Source organism: Rhodanobacter ginsenosidimutans, from assembly GCF_042655685.1.
Taxonomy (GTDB): Bacteria; Pseudomonadota; Gammaproteobacteria; order Xanthomonadales; family Rhodanobacteraceae; genus Rhodanobacter; species Rhodanobacter ginsenosidimutans.
In genome coordinates, this window is the sequence record NZ_JBHSMM010000001.1 from 944,975 (window position 1) to 961,176 (window position 16,202).

Here is a 16,202-nt window from a genome sequence, read left to right on the forward strand (position 1 = left end):
GCTACTCCAGGTTCTTGCGCGTGGCGCGCTTGGCCAGCCCGAAGAACACCGCGCCGATCGCCGCCATCGCCAGCAGGTTGGGCACGAACACCGCCCAGATGTCGCCGGCCAGGAACACCGTCTTCAGCGATTCGACGAAATAGCGCGCCGGGATCAGATGGGTCACGGCGCGGATCGGCGCCGGCATGGCGTCGATCTCATACAAAAAGCCCGACAGCATGAAGGCCGGCAGGAAGCCGGTGAACAGTGCAATCTGTGCCGCCAGGAACTGGTTGCGCGCCAGCGACGAGATCAGCAGGCCCTGGCCCAGCGCCGGCACCATGAACACCGCCGACAACAGCAGCAAGGCCGCCAGCGAGCCGTGCAGCGGCACGCCGAACACGAACACTGCCAGTGCCGCGGCGCCCAGCGTGGACAGCATGCCGAGCACGAAATAGGGCAGCAGCTTGCCGATCAGGATCTCGGCCACCGAGGCGGGCGTGGACAGCACCGCCTCCATCGTGCCGCGCTCCCATTCGCGGGCCACCACCAGCGCGGTCAGCATGGTGCCGATGATGGTCATGACGATGGCGATGGCGCCGGGGATCAGCGCGCGGCGGCTCTCCAGCTCGGGGTTGAACCAGTAGCGCGGCTCCAGCACCACGGCCTGCGCGGGCGCTGCGATGCCGCGCCCGGCGCGCCAGGTCTGCACCACGCCGCGGGCATAGTTCTCGACGTAGTTGGCGGTGTTGGGGTAGGAGCCGTCGGTGATGATCTGCACCAGCGGCTCGCTGCCGCGCCGGGCCAGGCGCTGCTCGAAATCCTGCGGGATCACCACGTAGCCGCGCAGCGCGCCGGAGACCAGCTGGTCGGCCACCTCGCGCCGGTCGTGCGCGAAATGCACGTCGAGGAAGCGGGTGCCCGAGAACGCGGCACTCAGGGACTGCGCGGAGGCGCCGGGCGATTCCAGTACCACGCCGATGCGCACGTCCTTGGCATCCAGCGACACCGCATAGGCAAACAGCAACAGCAGCACCACCGGCAACACGAACGCGATCAGCAGGGTCGAGGGGTCGCGCAGGGCCTGATGGCTTTCCTTGACCACCAGGGCCCTGAGGCGGCGCAGGTCGAAACGACGCACGCCGGGCGGTAGCGCGCCATGGCCGTGCTTGCGTGGTGTGGCGATGTTCATGCGGCGGCCTCGATGTCACGGTCGGTGGATTCCACCAAGTGGATGAAGGCATCCTCCATGGTCGGGTCCGGCCGCTGCGGGCTGATCGCCATGTGCTTGAGCGCATCGGGCGTGTCCAGCGCAATCAGCCGTGCGTGCGAGAGCATGGCCACCCGGTCGCAGTACTCGGCCTCATCCATGAAGTGGGTGGTGACCATGATGGTCACGCCCTTGCGCGCCAGGCCGTTGATGTGGGTCCAGAACTCGCGCCGGGTGATCGGGTCCACGCCCGAGGTGGGCTCGTCCAGGAACAGTACCGGCGGACGGTGCATCAGCGAGCAGGCCAGCGCCAGGCGCTGCTTGTGCCCGAGCGGCAGCGAGTCGGGCGTGGCGGACAGCCAGTCGCCCAGGTCGAAGGTCGCGATCATCTCCTCGATGCGCTCGCGTCGCGTGTTGCCTTCCAACTGGTACACGCCGGCGGAGAACTCCAGGTTCTGCCGCACCGAGAGCAGGCCGTAGAGCGAGAACTTCTGCGCCATGTAGCCCAGTTGGCTCTTGGCCGCGCCGGTGGCGCGACGCAGGTCGAGGCCCACCACATGCGCCTCGCCCGCGCTGGGTTTCAGCAGGCCGCAGAGCATCTTGAAGGTGGTGGATTTGCCGGCGCCGTTGGGGCCGAGCAGGCCGAAGATTTCGCCCTTGTGCACCTCGAAACTGACGCTCTCGGTGGCGGTGAAGGCACCGAAGCGCTTGGTCAGGTTGCGGCAGGACACGGCGATGTCGGAGCCCAGCTCGACCGGCGGCAGGCGCTCGGCCAGGGTCGAGGTGCCGCCGGGGCCTCCGCCGAGCAGGTCGATGAAGGCGTCCTCGAAGCGCGCCGGTACCGGCGCCAGCTCTACCCGCGCCTGCTCGGCCAGCGACTGGATCTGCTCCGTGCCGGCGCCCGCGCGCAGCACCACGCGCACGCCGGCGCCCTGGATCACGCCATCGCTCACACTGGGCAGGTCGAGCGCCTCGGTCAGCACCGCCCGGCGCTCGGCGCCGACGTTTTCGAGGCGGAAGCTGCGGCCTTCGAGTTGCGCGGTGAGTGTCTGCGGCGGGCCATCGAACAGCAGCTGCCCCTGGTTCAGCAGCAGCACGCTCTCGCAGCGCTCGGCCTCGTCCAGATAGGCGGTGGACCAGACCACGGCCATGCCCTCGTCGGTCAGCGCCTGCACCATGCGCCACAGGTCCTGGCGACTGACCGGATCGACGCCTACCCCGGGCTCGTCCAGCAGCAGCACCTTGGGTCGCGCCATCAGCGCGCAGGCCAGGCCGAGCTTCTGCTTCATGCCGCCGGAGAGCTTGCCGGCCAGGCGCGTGGTGAAGGGGCCGAGCCGGGTGAACTCGAGCAGCTCGGCGAACAGGTCGGTGTGGCCGTCCGCGTCCATGCCGCGCAGGCGCGCGTACAGGCGCATGTTCTCCATCACCGAAAGGTCTTCGTACAGGCCGAAGCGCTGCGGCATGTAGCCGCTGGCGACATGGATGGCGTCGTTGTCCTTCACCACGTCGAAACCGGCCAGGGCGACGCTACCGGCGTCGGGCACCAGCAGCCCGGTCATGATCCGCATCAGCGTGGTCTTGCCGGCGCCGTCGGGGCCGACCAGGCCGGTGAGACGGCCGTAGCGGATCGTGGCGCTGAGGCCGCGCAGCGCGTGGACCTCGCCGAAGCGCTTGTCGACGCGCTCGATGACCACGGCGGCATCGCCCTGCTGGCGCGATGCGGCGCTGGCCGGCTGCGGGCTCATCTCATCGCCCTCGCGCGGGTTGGCCGGCCGCGCCGGCGGTGTCGACATCGATCGTCACCGGCATGCCCTGGCGCAGGCCCTGGTCGGCGTCGGACACCACCACACGCAGGCGGTAGACCAGGTCGGTGCGCAGGTCGGCGGTCTCCACCGTCTTCGGGGTGAATTCCGCACGCGGCGAGATGAAGCCGATCTGGCCGTGATAGACAGTCGCGGAGGAATCGGTGTGCACGCGCACTTTCGTGCCCGGCGCGATGCGACCCAGCTGCGCCTCGCCGACGTACGCGCGCAGGTACAGCGGATCGCGCAGGCTCAGGCTGTAGACCGGCGTGCCGCTCGCCACCATGCTGCCCGGCTCGCGCACGCGGGCGATCACGATGCCGTTGCTGGGTGCGGTCAGGGTCGCATCGGCCAGCGCGGTACGCGCCTGGGTCACGGCGGCCTCGGCGGCGGCCACGCGCGCCTGGCCGGCGGCGATGTCCTCGCGACGAAAGCCCGCGGTGGCCAGCGACAGCGAGGCCTGCGCCGCGGCCAGGTTGGCGGCGGACTGATCGCGGGCGGCGCGTGCCGCGTCAGCGGCGCGCTGGCTGCTGGCGCCCGACTTGAGCAAGGTGTCCTGGCGCCTGAAGTTGCGCGCGGCCTCGTCCGCGCTGGCCTGCGCCTGGCGCACCTGCTCGCGGGCCTGGGCGATTTCCTGCGGGCGGTTGCCGCTGTGCAGCTTGTCCAGCTGCGCCTGCGCCGCCGCCAGTTCGGCTTCGGCCGCCGCCAGCTTCTCGCGGTACGGCGTGGCGTCGAGCTGCGCCATGACCGCGCCGGCGGTGACGGCGTCGCCTTCGTCGAACGCCATGTCGGTCAGGCGGCCGGGCTGGCGAAAGGCCAGCTCCACCTCGCGGATGTCGACGTTGCCGTACAGGCGCAGCGCGTTCGGATCACCGCGATCGCGCGCGAGCCAGAACGACAGCGCGCCGCCGATGGCAAGCACGACCAGGGCGAACACGATCCAGCGGGTCTTTTCAGTGAGCAGGCTCGGCATCTTCATCGCAACGGGCTCCGCGTGAGAGGGGAGGGTTCAGCGTGCCGTGGTGGCGGCGCAGGTTCATGGCGAGCGGCGAGCGATACCGCGACGGTAGATCGCGAACGTGCCCGGAGCTTCCTTGCGCATGCGCCGGGTGTCGCCGGCCAGCAGCGCCTGCACCACCAGGCCCTGGATGCTGCCGACGAACAACGTGGCCGCGGCAGCCGGGTCCAGTTGCGGGTCCAGCTCACCGACGGTCTTGCCCTGCTCGATCAGCGCGGCCAGGCGCTCGCGGTAGCGGCGGATCATGGTCTGCACCATCCGCTTGGCGGCGGTGTCCCCGGATCGCTGCAGTTCGCCGAACAGCACGCGCGGTACGCCCGGGTGCTCGGCGACGAAGGCGATGTGCGCCATGAACATCGCCTCCAGCGCGGCCAGCGGGCTGGCCGCGTCGCGCGCGGCGCGCTCGACCCGCGCCAGCAGGTGGTCGGCGACCCATTCCATCACCGCCTGCCAGATCGCGTCCTTGTTCGGGAAGTGGCGGAACAGTGCGCCCTGGGTCAGCTTCATCGAGGTGGCGATCGCCGCGGTGGTGATCTCGCTGGGGTTCTGCTCGGCCGCCAGCTTGACGACCGCCTCGACCGTAACCGCGCGGCGCTCGTCCGCAGGCAGGTGTTTGCGCTGTGCTTCCATCGTGTCACTCACAAAGAAGTAAGTAAGTAATTACTATCTTATTCCGGGCGGGACGGTTGTCAACCCGCGTGATGCAAGGGGCCGATGGACTGCTGCCGCGATAGTCTCAGCGCGTTGCCGCGGCGTCCCCTCGCGTCGCGGAACGTGCATGCGAGCGGATCGCGTTGCCCGCCGTGGTGGACGGTGCGGTGGGGCTTGTTGACCGATGTCGTTGCCGTGCTCTCATGTCCCCCACCCGATGAACATCACCACGGCCGCCGCGGCCATCGCCACGGTAGCCAGCCAGCCGAAAATCTTCAGCGGCCACGGCATGGTGAATTTGCCCATGACCTCGCGCCGCGAGCCCATCAGCATCATCACGATCATCAGCGGCACGGCGGTCACGCCGTTGATCACCGCGCTCCAGTACAAGGCCTTGATCGGATCCAGCGGCGTCAGGTTCAGCGCGATGCCGGCAAGGCTGGCGACGATCAGTACGGCGTAGAAAAAACGGGCATTCTGAGGTTTGTATTCCAGCCCGCTGCGCTGGCCGAACGCGCCGGCGGCGGCATAGGCGGTGGCGCCGGCCAGCACCGGTACGGCGAGCAGGCCGGTGCCGATGATCCCCGCGGCGAACAGCGCGAAGGCCAGGTCGCCCGCCAGTGGCCGCAGTGCCTCGGCCGCTTCGGCGGAGGTCTGGATGTCGACCTTGCCGTGCGCGTGCAACACGATCGCGGCGGTGAGGATGATGAAGAAGGCAATCAGGTTGGAGAAGACCATGCCGACCGTGGTGTCGATGCCGATGCGGCGCAGGGCGCTCGGTGCTTGCTTCGGCGCGCGGCGCAGGGGCTTGCGGCGCTTGCTCGACGTCATTTCCTCCACCTCCTGCGCTGCCTGCCAGCAGAACAGGTAGGGGCTGATGGTGGTGCCGGGCAGGGCGACCAGGCCGACGGCGTACTGCGCATTCCAGTGGATGGGCGGCAGCACCACGCTCTTGAGTACGGCCAGCCACGGCACGCCGATCACCAGCACGGTGGCCACGTAGGCGAACAGGCTGAGGGTGAGCAGTTTCAGGAGCGGGGCGTAACGCGTGAACGGTATGAATACCTGCAGCACCAGCGACAACAGCGCGAAACCCGCCGCGTAGAGCAGCGCCGGGCCGCCGATCAGCAGTTTCAGCGCGGCGCCCATGGCGCCGATGTCGGCCGCCAGGTTGATCACGTTGGCGACCACCAGCGAGGCCGTCAGCGCGTAGACCAGCCGGTGCGGGTAGTACTTGCGCATGCCGTCCATCAGGCCATGACCGGTGACGCGGCCGATGCCGGCGCTGACCGCCTGGATCGCGATCATCAGCGGCATGGTCACCACGATGCACCACAGCATGCCGTAGCCGAACGCGGCGCCCACCTGCGAGTAGGTGGCAATCCCGCTGGGGTCGTCGTCCGCCGCGCCGGTGACCAGGCCCGCGCTCAGATTGGCCCACGCCGGCTTTTCGGTACCGCCATCTTCGGTGTTCCTGCGCTCGGCCATGGATGTTTCCGGATGGGGTGGCTACCGACTGGGCCGGTTTCGCGATATCAGGGCCCACTGCGCCAAGTGTGGTCGCGAGTCGGCACGGTTGCATGGCATGCGGCAATGTGCTGCATGGGAATTCACGGATGCCGGTACATACTGCTGACACACTAGGCGTTCCGCACGCCGGGGAGACTGTCGATGGCGACCCATCTGGATTGTCCGCCGGCTGATGCCGGATCGTTGCGGGGTATCGATGCGTGGTGGCGCGCAGCGAATTACCTCTCGGTCGGACAGATTTACCTGCGCGCGAATCCACTGCTGCGCGAGCCGCTGGCGCGGGCGCACATCAAGCGCATGTTGCTCGGCCACTGGGGCACCACGCCGGGGCAGAACTTCATCTACGCGCACCTGAACCGGGTGATCAGGCAGCACGATCTGGACATGCTCTACATCTCCGGGCCGGGCCATGGCGGGCCTGCCGTCGTGGCCAACGCCTACCTCGACGGCACTTACAGCGAGGTCTATCCGCAGATCGGTCGGGATGAGGTCGGGTTGCAGCGGCTGTTCAAGCAGTTCTCGTTCCCGGGAGGCATTGCCAGCCATGCCTCGCCGGAGTGCCCCGGCTCGATGCACGAGGGCGGCGAACTCGGCTACTCGCTCAGCCACGCGTTCGGCGCGGTATTCGACAACCCCGGCTTGATCGCTGCCTGTGTCGTGGGTGATGGCGAGGCGGAGACGGGGCCGCTGGCCACGGCGTGGCATTCGAACAAGTTCCTCGATCCGGTAGGCGATGGCGCGGTGCTGCCGATCCTGCACTTGAACGGCTACAAGATCGCCAATCCCACCGTGCTGGCACGCATCGGCCATGGAGAGCTGGAGCAGTTGTTGCGCGGCTACGGCTGGACGCCGCATTTCGTGGTGGGCAGCGAACCGGCCGCCATGCACCAGGCGATGGCCGCGACGCTGGACACCGTGGTGGCGCAGATCCGCCAGATCCAGCGCGACGCCCGCGAAGGCGGCGTCACCACCCGGCCACGCTGGCCGATGATCGTGCTCGATTCACCCAAGGGCTGGACCGGCCCGGCCGTGGTCGATGGACGGCCAAACGAAGGCACGTTCCGCGCCCACCAGGTGCCGTTGTCGATTTCGTCGACGAGCCCGCCGGAACACCTGGCGCAGCTCGAGGCGTGGCTGCGCAGCTATCGGCCGGAAGAACTGTTCGACGAGGAAGGCCGTTTCCGCGCGGAGTGGGCCGCACTGGCGCCGACCGGGGCGCGTCGCATGAGCGCGAACCCGCACAGCAACGGTGGCCTGCTGTTGCGCGACCTGAACATGCCGGACTTCCGCGATTACGCCGTCGACGTGCCGATCCCCGGCGTGCCCGGCATCGGGGACACGCGGGTGCTCGGGCCGTTCCTGCGCGACGTGATCCGGCTCAACGCCGAGCAGCGCAACTTCCGCATGTTCGGGCCGGACGAGACGCTGTCCAACGGCCTGGGCGCGGCGTTCGAAGTCACCGACCGGCAGTGGCAGGCCACCACCTTGCCGGGCGACGAGTTTCTCGCCGCGAGTGGGCGGGTGGTGGAGATGCTTAGCGAGCACCAGTGCGAAGGTTGGCTGGAGGGCTATCTGCTGACCGGGCGGCATGGCCTGTTCAACTGCTACGAGGCGTTCATCCATATCGTCGATGCCATGTTCAACCAGCACGCGAAGTGGTTGAAGATGACCGCGGCGATTCCGTGGCGGCGCAAGATCGCCTCGCTGAATTACCTGCTGGCGTCGCATGTGTGGCGACAGGACCACAACGGTTTCACCCATCAGGATCCGGGTTTCATCGACCACGTGATCAACAAGAAGGCCAGCATCGTGCGGGTGTACCTGCCGCCGGATGCGAACTGCCTGCTGTCGGTGATGGATCATTGCCTGCGCAGCCGGCACTACGTCAACGTGGTGGTGGCGGGCAAGCATCCGGCGCCGCAATGGCTGGCGATGGATGCGGCGGCGAGCCATTGCAGCCAAGGCATCGGCCTGTGGCCCTGGGCCAGCAGCGATCAGCACGGTGAGCCGGACGTGGTGATGGCCTGTGCCGGTGACGTGCCCACGCTGGAAACGCTGGCCGCAGTGTCGATCCTACGTCGCTACCTGCCGGAGCTGAAGGTGCGCGTGGTCAACGTGGTCGACCTGATGAAACTGCAATCACCCAGCGAACACCCGCACGGCCTGGACGACGACGATTTCGATCAGTTGTTCACCCGCGACACGCCGGTGATCTTCGCCTTCCACGGCTACCCGACACTGATCCACCGCCTGACCTACCGGCGCGCCAACCACGACAACCTGCACGTTCACGGCTACCGGGAGGAGGGCACCATCACCACCGCGTTCGACATGACGGTGCTCAACCAGCTCGACCGTTTCCATCTGGTGATCGACGTGATCAACCGCGTGCCGCGGGCGGGCGAGCGCGCCATCTACCTCAAGCAGAAGCTGCTGGACAAGCTGGTCGAGCACAAGCGGTACATCGACGAGAACGGCGAGGACCTGCCGGAGATCCGCAACTGGGCGTGGAGCGCGGAGAACGCAGGGATGCTGGCGTAAGGCAGTGCCGCGCTTCAGTGGCGAATGAGGGTGGCGGCAGCGCTGGCGGCCACCCATTCCTCGTTGGTGGGTTCCACCACCACGCGCACCTTGCTGGACGCGTTGGAGATCACGGGTGCGTGGGCGGCGTTCGCCGATGGGTCCAGTTCGATGCCGAGAAAGCCGAGCCTGGCGCAGATGCGTTCGCGGATCACCGCGTTGTGCTCGCCGATGCCGGCGGTGAACGCCAGCATGTCCAAACCGTTCAGCGCCGCCGCCAGCGCGCCCACTTCGCGCACCGCACTGCGCACGTACAGGTCCAGCGCTTCGCGTGCGTGTGCGTCGTCTTCGTGCTGCAACAACACGCGCGGATCGGCGGAGATGCCGGAAACACCGAGCAGGCCGGACTCGTGGTACAGCATCCGCGCCACCTGTTCGAGCGACAGCTTGCGGATATCCATCAGGTAGATCACCGCGCCGGGGTCCAGCGCGCCGCAACGCGTGCCCATCATCAATCCATCCAGCGCGGAGAAACCCATGGTGGTGGCGACACTGCGCAGATCCTGCATCGCGCACAGGCTGGCGCCGCTGCCCAGGTGCGCCACGATCGTGCGGCCGCGCGCGGCGGTGCCGTGGCGCTCGCCCAACACCTGCGCCACGTAGGCATACGACAAACCGTGGAAACCGTAGCGACGCAAGCCCTGCTGCCAGGCCGACCGTGGCAGCGGCAGCATTTTTTCCACGGTGGGCATGGTCTGGTGGAACGCGGTGTCGAAGCAGGCGATCTGCGGCAGCTGCGGCTGTTCGGCCAGCAGCGCGGCGATCGCTTCCAGCGCAAAAGGTTGGTGCAACGGCGCCAGCGGGATATAGCTTTTCAGCTCAGCCAGCACCGCGGCGTCGACCCGCGTCGGCTCGAAATACTTGCTGCCGCCATGCACGACACGGTGAGCGACCACCACGATGCGGCGCTCGTCCAGCCGATCCCGGATGCGCTGGCGCAGCAGCGTCAGGGCCGAGAAATACGGACGTTCGGCGTCCAGTGTCAGCGGCTCGACAGCGGCGTCGATGGCGCTGAACACCGGCGTGGCACCGGTGATGCCCTCGATCGCGCCGCTCCAGTACGGCGCGCGCGACAGCGGCGCGTGGCTGGCATCGAACAGCGCGAACTTGATGCTGGAGGAGCCGCAGTTGAGCACCAGGATCAGCGGGTGGCCGGCAGCGTCGGTCATGGCGGCGAGCCCTGGTAATGATGGGCGATCAGCACGGCCAGCGCGCAGGAGGCGATGCGCGATTCGCGCGAGTCGGCGCGGCTGGTCAGCACGATCGGTACACGCGCGCCTACCACCACCGCCGCGCTGGTGGCACCGCCGAGATATTCCAACTGCTTGGCCAGCATGTTGCCGCTTTCCAGGTCGGGCACCAGCAGGATGTCGGCGCGGCCGGCCACCTCCGAGGCGATGCCCTTGATCTTCGCGGCGGTGACTGAGATCGCGTTGTCGAAGGCCAATGGCCCGTCCAGGATCGCGCCGGTGATCTGGCCGCGATCGGCCATCTTGCACAGCGCGGCCGCGTCCAGCGTGGCCTGCATGCGCGGGTTGATCGTCTCCACCGCGGCCAGGATGGCCACGCGCGGCGTGGCCACGCCCAGGATGTGGGCCAAGTCGATCGCGTTGCGCACAATGTCGGCCTTGTCCTCCAGCGTCGGTGCGATGTTGATCGCGCCATCGGTGATGATGAACGAGCGGGGGTAGGCCGGCGTGTTCATCAGGTAGCAATGCGAGATGCGCCGCGCCGTGCGCAGGCCGGACGTGGCGGCAATCACCGCGGTCATCAGTTCGTCGGTATGCAGGCTGCCTTTCATCAACGCGTCGACGTGCCCGCTGGCGGCCAGCGCCACCGCCCGGGCTGCCGCCGCGTGGCTGTGTGGCACGTCGTCGATGGGGACGCCGGCCAGGTCGAGCGCGCCGTCTTTCGCGACCTGCTCAAGCTTGTGGCGTGGCGCCACCAGCACCGGCTCGATCAATCCGCAACGCCAGGCATCCAGCGCGGCGGCCAGGCTGGTGGCGTCGCAGGGATGAACCACCGCCATGCGGAGAGCGCCCAGCTGCCGCGCGCGTTCCAGCAGCGGCTGTCCGACGGTGGTGTGGGCGGGCGTCGTGGTCATGGCGTGGCCTCCGCTGGGCCGGCGCGAGATGGGGGTGGGCCGGCAGGGTTGAAGATATCGCCTGTGGCGCGGTCGCAGGTCAATGCGGCACAAACGCGCGCGGCCGGGTGCGCGTGGCGCGACGCAACAGTTCCAGCCACAGGACGGCGGCGACCAGCATCGCCGCGCTGGCGAGCAGCATCGGCGCGTTCGGTATCGCCAGGGCCATCACGCCGCGGAAGAACGGCACGCCGATCACCACGACCAGCATCGCCGCCACGGCACCGAACATGCGCAGCAGCCAGGAGTTGTGCACCGGGTGGCGCGCCAGTGCGGGATGGGCCAGGTCGCGGTTGGCCAGGGTCAGCAGGAACAGCCCCACGATCAGCGCGATGAACACCGCGCCGCGGCTTTGCGCGGCGTCGAGGCCCTGGCCCAGCAGCGCGCCGTAACCGAGCAGCAGGATGGTGGCGAAGCCGAGCCCCTGGATCACCGCGTAGCGCAGGCTGGCGGCGGCGAACGGGGAATCCGACGCTGCGCGCGGCGGCCGCTGCATGATGTCGTCGTCGGCCGGCTCGGCTTCGAACACGATCGAGCAGGCGGGGTCGATCAGCAGTTCCAGCAGCACGATGTGCACCGGCATCAGCAGCACCGGCCAGTGCAGCAGGGTGGGCACCAGCGCCAGCGCGATGATCGGCATATGCACGGCGAACACGAAGCGGGTGGCCTTGGTGATGTTGTCGTAGATGCGCCGACCCTGGCGGATCGCACTGACGATGCTGGCGAAACTGTCGTCCAGCAGCACCAGCGCGGCGGCCTCGCGCGCCACGTCGGTGCCGCGCTCGCCCATCGCGATGCCGACGTCGGCGGCCTTCAGCGCGGGCGCGTCGTTGACGCCGTCGCCGGTCATCGCCACCACGTCGCCGCCTTCGCGCAGCAATTGCACCAGGCGCAGTTTCTGCTCGGGCTTGAGCCGTGCACACAGGTCGACGTGATGCAGGCGTTCGCGCAACGCGGCGTCGTCCAGCGCGGCCATTTCCGCGCCGGTGATGACCTCGGCGCGCTCGCTCAGTCCGACCTCGCGGGCAATCGCGCGCGCGGTAGCCGGGTGGTCGCCGGTCATCATGATGATGCGGATGCCGGCGCTGCGGCATTCGGCGATTGCCGCCGGCACTTCCGGGCGCGGCGGGTCGACGAAGCCGAGCAGGCCGAGGAAGCGGAAATCGAAATCGTGCTGGCTGCGCGGCCACGCGTCGCCCTGCCATTCGCCGCGCGCCACGCCGAGCACGCGCAGGCCGCGCTCGGCCATCGTCTCGACCTGGCGCAGGATCGCAGCCGTCGCGTCCGCATCCAGGTGACACAGGTCGATCACCGCTTCGGGCGCACCCTTGGTGGCCAGCAGATGCGCATCGCGCGTGTCGCCGCGGAACACGTGGGTCATCGCCAGGATTTCGGGCGACAGCGCGTATTCGAATTCCGGCGCCCATTCGGCGTGCACGTGCTCGGTGTTGGTGAGCCAGCGCAGGCCGAATTGCTGGATCGCTTTTTCCATCGGATCGAACGGGTCGATCGGCGTGGCCAGCATGGCGAACTCGACCAGCGCGTGAAACGGCTCGGGCAAGTCGTCGGCGCCCGCATCGCGGAAGCTGTCGCCGATCAGGTTCAGCTCGGCCACCTGCATGCGGTTCTGGGTCAGCGTGCCGGTCTTGTCCACCGCCAGCACCGAGATCGCGCCCAGCGCCTCCACTGCCGGCACGCGCCGGGTCAGCACCTTGTGTTTGGAGATCCGCCACGCACCGAGCGCGAGGAACACGGTGAGGATCACGGGGATCTCTTCCGGCAGGATCGCCATGGTCAGCGCAATGCCGGCCAGCACGCTCTGCAGCAGGCCGTGACCGTCCCACAACCAACCGAGCAGCGTATACGCCGTGGCCAGCAGCAGGCCGCCGACGGTGAGGTTGCGGATCAGTCGGCGCGACGCACGCTGCAGGCCGGACACCGGTTCGGCTGTATCGACCAGCGCCTGGCCGATGCGGCCGACCGCGGTGGCGCCGGCGATGGCGCGGACCTCGGCGACGCCCACGCCCTTGGTCGCCACGGTGCTGGCAAACAACTGGCCGGTGTCTTCGCCGGGAAGTTTGGTGACCGGCACCGCCTCGCCGGTGAGCAGCGATTCGTTGACGCCGAGATGGCCGTCCAGCAGCACGGCATCCGCGGCGATGCGATCACCCTCGTGCAGCACCAGCAAGTCGCCAACCACCACGTCACGGCCGGGAATGCGCACTTCCTCGCCGCCGCGAATCACCAGCGCGCGCGGCGCGGACAGCTCGCGCAGCGATTCCAGCGCGCGCTGGGTCTTGCGCTCCTGCGCCAGCGTGATGCCGATGACGACGAACACGAACGACAGCAGGAACGCCGCCTCGGCCCGATCGCCCAGCGCCAGATACAGGCCGCCGGCGACCAGCAGCATCAGGAACATCGGCTCGGTCAGCACGCCGCCGACGATCGCGAGCATGCTGCGGGGCGCGTTGCCCGGCAGCAGGTTCGGACCGTGCGCGGCCAGCCGGCGCGCCGCCTCGGCCGGGTCGAGGCCGGGGCGGGCGGGCGCTGCTCCTTTCTCGTTCATGCCGCGGTCTGCGGGCCGTTGCTCAGCGGCAAACCAGCACCGGCACGTCGCCGTTGAGGATTACCTTGTGTGTCTCGCTGCCCAGCAGCAGCCGGTCGAAGCCGCGCCAGCCGTGCGAGGCCATCACGATCAGGTCGCAGTGCTGCTTGCGCGCCACTTCCACGATGGCGGAGTAGGGGCGTGCGTCGGTCTGGTAGCTGCTGTCGCAGTGGACGCCGGCGGCTTCGGCGCGCTGGTGCACCTCGGCCAGGTAGCGTTCGGCGGCGGCGCTGGCCTCGATGGTGTACTCGGGATCGACCTGGATGAATTCGGCCGCGTAGGCGGAGGCGGGCAACGGAGCGATCACATGGAATGCGTACACGCTGGCGCCGACTTTGGCGGCCAGCCCCACGCCGAGGTCGACGGCGCGCAGCGACAGCTCGGAACCGTCGATGGGTAGCAGGATGCGCTTGAACATGGCGAACTCCTCTATGTCGGGGGACAAATCAGTGGCAGGTGTAGCCACCATCGATGACCAGCTCGCTGCCGGTCACGAATTTCGATTCGTCGGAGGCGAGATAGACCACGCCCCAGGCGATGTCGTCCGCGTCGCCCATGTGGCCCAGCGGATGCAGGGCGCCGACTTCGTGGCGATGCTGCACGGGGTCGCCGCCCATTGAGGCGATGTGCTGCTCCACCATCGGTGTCCAGATGAAACCGGGGTGGATGGAATTGACGCGGATCCTGTCGGCCGCGTACAGCATGGCGTCGGTCTTGCTCATCAGCCGCACCGCACCCTTGGACGCATGGTAGGGCGGCGAATCCGCCGCGCCGACCAGGCCGTAGATCGACGACAGGTTGATGATGCTGCCGCCACCGGCCGCGCGCAGCGGCGCGATCGCGTGCTTGGTGGCGAAGAAAACACCCTTCACGTTGATCGCCTGCACGCGGTCCCATTCGGCTTCGGTAAGTTCGTGCGTGGGCTTGTTCGCCCCGGCAATGCCGGCGTTGTTGACCAGTACGTCCAGACGTCCAAACGCCTCCACCGTGCCGGCGATCGCCGCGGCCACCTGGGCCTCGCTGGATACGTCGGCGTGGAAATAGCGTGCGTTGCCGCCGTGCTGCGCGGCCAGCGCCTGCCCTGCGTCGTCGTGCAGGTCGACGATGGCCACGTTCGCGCCGGCCTCGATCATCCGTGTCACGCATGCCGCGCCGATGCCCAATGCGCCGCCTGTCACCAGCGCCACCTTGCCGCTCAGTCTGCCCATGGTCGTGTCTCCATGTGGATGTCAGGTACAGCCTGACCCCGATCGCGCGGGTGGGTGTTGATCGTGGTCAACCTTCCGCTCTGCGCCGGCGCGGCAAAAGCGCGCGGTGCGCGCGCTGATACAGGTCAATGTCGTGGCGTACGCCGATCTGCCACTATGTGGAAATCATTCTCATTCGAGATGGCTCATGGCCGAATCACGCACTTCCAGCGTCAAGCCGGCGACGTTCGCCGAACTGCCCGCCCTGCTCAGCTCGGCGCCGCACCGTTTGCTGTTCCTGGCCGGCGCCATCGCGGTGCTGCTGAGCATGGCGTGGTGGGCGGTGGAGCTGACCTGGATGCGCTTCGGCCTGGGCGGCTGGCCGCAGCCATCGATTCCGCCGGGCTGGGCGCATGCGATGGTGATCCAGTACGGGTTGTTTCCGCTGTTCATGTTCGGCTTTCTGCTGACGGTGTTTCCGCGCTGGATGAACCTGCCGGCGCTGTCGCGGCGTCACTATGTGCCGGTGGCGGCGAGCGTGTTCGGCGGCTACGTGCTGGCGAATGTCGGCCTGGTGGGCATGCCGTGGCTGGTCAAGGCCGGCTTCATCGTGATGCTGGCCGGTTACCTGATCGGCACCACCATTCTCGGCCAGGTGCTGCTGGCGGCCGGCAACCGCATCGATCACGCAAAATCCTGCCTGCTGGCGCTGGGGCTCGGTTGCGTGGGGCTGGTGGCGTTCCTGGTGTACCTGTTCGGCGGCCCGGAGACCTGTGCGCTGCTGGCGATACACATCGGCACGTTCGGCCTGCTGCTGCCGATCTTCTTCACCGTGACGCACCGCATGCTGCCGTTCTTCAGCGGCAACGTGGTGAAGGACTACCACGTGGTGCGCCCGCGCTGGAGCCTGCCGGTGGTGTGGGTGCTGCTGCTGGGGCACCTGCTGATGGAGTGGCGCGAGCTGCTGGCCTGGCGCTGGGTGGTCGACGTGCCGCTGGCGCTGGTGTTCGCGTGGCATGCGGTGGCGTGGCAGCCGTGGAAGTCGATGCGTCCCGGCATCCTGGCGGTGCTGCATCTGTCGTTCGCCTGGCTGCCGATCGCGTTCGTGCTGTATGCGGTGCAGGACGTGATCTACGCCACGCGCGGCGAGCTGCTGTTCATGCGCGCGCCGTTGCACGCGCTGGGCATCGGCTATTTCGGCTCGATGCTGGTGGCGATGGTGACGCGCGTGACCCAGGGCCACTCCGGCCGGCCGCTGCAGATGGGCAAGGTCGCGTGGCTGTGTTTCGCCTTGCTGCAGATCGTGGCGCTGCTGCGCATCCGCGCCGAACTGGGCGGCGACGTCTACCTGTGGCTGGTGATCGCCGCCTACGGCTGGCTGGTGGCGTTCCTGCCGTGGGTGTTGCGTTCGGCGTGGATCTACCTGACCCCGCGCCGCGACGGCAAACCGGGCTGAGCTGCTGTGGCAGCTTGACGCAGAAGCGGGTTTCGGTGGCG

The 16,202-nt window shown here is 68.3% G+C and carries 12 protein-coding genes; 2 read left to right on the top strand and 10 right to left on the bottom strand.

What is annotated here, in order from left to right:
* Nucleotide 1: 1 nt before the first annotated feature.
* The 5 genes from ACFPK0_RS03970 to ACFPK0_RS03990 form a co-directional block, all read right to left on the bottom strand.
* Nucleotides 2–1,171 (bottom strand): ABC transporter permease, encoded by a 1,170-nt coding sequence (locus ACFPK0_RS03970; RefSeq protein WP_377338531.1) that lies wholly within the window; start codon nt 1,169–1,171, stop codon nt 2–4.
* Nucleotides 1,168–2,934: an ATP-binding cassette domain-containing protein gene (locus ACFPK0_RS03975; RefSeq protein WP_377340239.1), complete on the bottom strand. Its 1,767-nt coding sequence runs from the start codon at nt 2,932–2,934 to the stop codon at nt 1,168–1,170. Before ACFPK0_RS03975 ends, ACFPK0_RS03970 begins: the two co-directional genes overlap by 4 nt.
* 1 nt (nt 2,935) lies before the next feature.
* A complete protein-coding gene (hlyD, locus tag ACFPK0_RS03980; protein ID WP_377338533.1) occupies nt 2,936–3,970 on the bottom strand; it encodes a secretion protein HlyD in 1,035 nt (344 codons plus the stop codon).
* Between the two features lie 57 nt (nt 3,971–4,027).
* Nucleotides 4,028–4,639: a TetR/AcrR family transcriptional regulator gene (locus ACFPK0_RS03985; protein WP_377338535.1), complete on the bottom strand. Its 612-nt coding sequence runs from the start codon at nt 4,637–4,639 to the stop codon at nt 4,028–4,030.
* A 222-nt stretch (nt 4,640–4,861) separates the two neighbouring features.
* Entirely contained in the window at nt 4,862–6,148 is a 1,287-nt protein-coding gene (locus ACFPK0_RS03990) for an NRAMP family divalent metal transporter (RefSeq protein WP_377338537.1), read from the bottom strand.
* Between the two features lie 183 nt (nt 6,149–6,331).
* Between ACFPK0_RS03990 and ACFPK0_RS03995 the strand changes: the two genes are divergently transcribed.
* Nucleotides 6,332–8,731 (top strand): phosphoketolase family protein, encoded by a 2,400-nt coding sequence (locus tag ACFPK0_RS03995; RefSeq protein WP_377338539.1) that lies wholly within the window; start codon nt 6,332–6,334, stop codon nt 8,729–8,731.
* Nucleotides 8,732–8,745: 14 nt separating this feature from the next.
* Here ACFPK0_RS03995 and ACFPK0_RS04000 read toward each other — a convergent pair whose 3' ends face one another.
* From ACFPK0_RS04000 to ACFPK0_RS04020, 5 genes are all read right to left on the bottom strand, one after another.
* Entirely contained in the window at nt 8,746–9,939 is a 1,194-nt protein-coding gene (locus tag ACFPK0_RS04000; RefSeq protein WP_377338541.1) for an acetate/propionate family kinase, read from the bottom strand.
* Entirely contained in the window at nt 9,936–10,874 is a 939-nt protein-coding gene (locus ACFPK0_RS04005; protein WP_426698201.1) for a bifunctional enoyl-CoA hydratase/phosphate acetyltransferase, read from the bottom strand. Before ACFPK0_RS04005 ends, ACFPK0_RS04000 begins: the two co-directional genes overlap by 4 nt.
* Nucleotides 10,875–10,953: 79 nt before the next feature.
* Nucleotides 10,954–13,479: a cation-translocating P-type ATPase gene (locus ACFPK0_RS04010; RefSeq protein ID WP_377338543.1), complete on the bottom strand. Its 2,526-nt coding sequence runs from the start codon at nt 13,477–13,479 to the stop codon at nt 10,954–10,956.
* Between the two features lie 22 nt (nt 13,480–13,501).
* Nucleotides 13,502–13,936, bottom strand: a complete 435-nt coding sequence (locus tag ACFPK0_RS04015; protein WP_377338545.1) for a universal stress protein — start codon at nt 13,934–13,936, stop codon at nt 13,502–13,504.
* A 28-nt stretch (nt 13,937–13,964) separates the two neighbouring features.
* On the bottom strand, nt 13,965–14,726 hold the full coding sequence (locus ACFPK0_RS04020) for a glucose 1-dehydrogenase (protein WP_377338546.1): 762 nt from the start codon (nt 14,724–14,726) through the stop codon (nt 13,965–13,967).
* 187 nt (nt 14,727–14,913) lie between these two features.
* Here ACFPK0_RS04020 and ACFPK0_RS04025 point away from each other — a divergent pair, with 187 nt between their 5' ends.
* A complete protein-coding gene (locus tag ACFPK0_RS04025; RefSeq protein WP_377338547.1) occupies nt 14,914–16,161 on the top strand; it encodes an NnrS family protein in 1,248 nt (415 codons plus the stop codon).
* Nucleotides 16,162–16,202: the final 41 nt, after the last annotated feature.

Bases quoted from the DNA above. Each gene is read 5' to 3' on its own strand.
- ACFPK0_RS04005 (WP_426698201.1), bottom strand. From the start codon at position 10,874: ATGACCACGACGCCCGCCCACACCACCGTCGGACAGCCGCTGCTGGAA.
- ACFPK0_RS04010 (WP_377338543.1), bottom strand. From the start codon at position 13,479: ATGAACGAGAAAGGAGCAGCGCCCGCCCGCCCCGGCCTCGACCCGGCC.
- ACFPK0_RS03990 (WP_377338537.1), bottom strand. From the start codon at position 6,148: ATGGCCGAGCGCAGGAACACCGAAGATGGCGGTACCGAAAAGCCGGCG.
- ACFPK0_RS03975 (WP_377340239.1), bottom strand. From the start codon at position 2,934: ATGAGCCCGCAGCCGGCCAGCGCCGCATCGCGCCAGCAGGGCGATGCC.
- ACFPK0_RS03995 (WP_377338539.1), top strand. From the start codon at position 6,332: ATGGCGACCCATCTGGATTGTCCGCCGGCTGATGCCGGATCGTTGCGG.
- ACFPK0_RS04000 (WP_377338541.1), bottom strand. From the start codon at position 9,939: ATGACCGACGCTGCCGGCCACCCGCTGATCCTGGTGCTCAACTGCGGC.
- ACFPK0_RS04020 (WP_377338546.1), bottom strand. From the start codon at position 14,726: ATGGGCAGACTGAGCGGCAAGGTGGCGCTGGTGACAGGCGGCGCATTG.
- ACFPK0_RS04015 (WP_377338545.1), bottom strand. From the start codon at position 13,936: ATGTTCAAGCGCATCCTGCTACCCATCGACGGTTCCGAGCTGTCGCTG.
- hlyD (WP_377338533.1), bottom strand. From the start codon at position 3,970: ATGAAGATGCCGAGCCTGCTCACTGAAAAGACCCGCTGGATCGTGTTC.
- ACFPK0_RS03970 (WP_377338531.1), bottom strand. From the start codon at position 1,171: ATGAACATCGCCACACCACGCAAGCACGGCCATGGCGCGCTACCGCCC.
- ACFPK0_RS04025 (WP_377338547.1), top strand. From the start codon at position 14,914: ATGGCCGAATCACGCACTTCCAGCGTCAAGCCGGCGACGTTCGCCGAA.
- ACFPK0_RS03985 (WP_377338535.1), bottom strand. From the start codon at position 4,639: ATGGAAGCACAGCGCAAACACCTGCCTGCGGACGAGCGCCGCGCGGTT.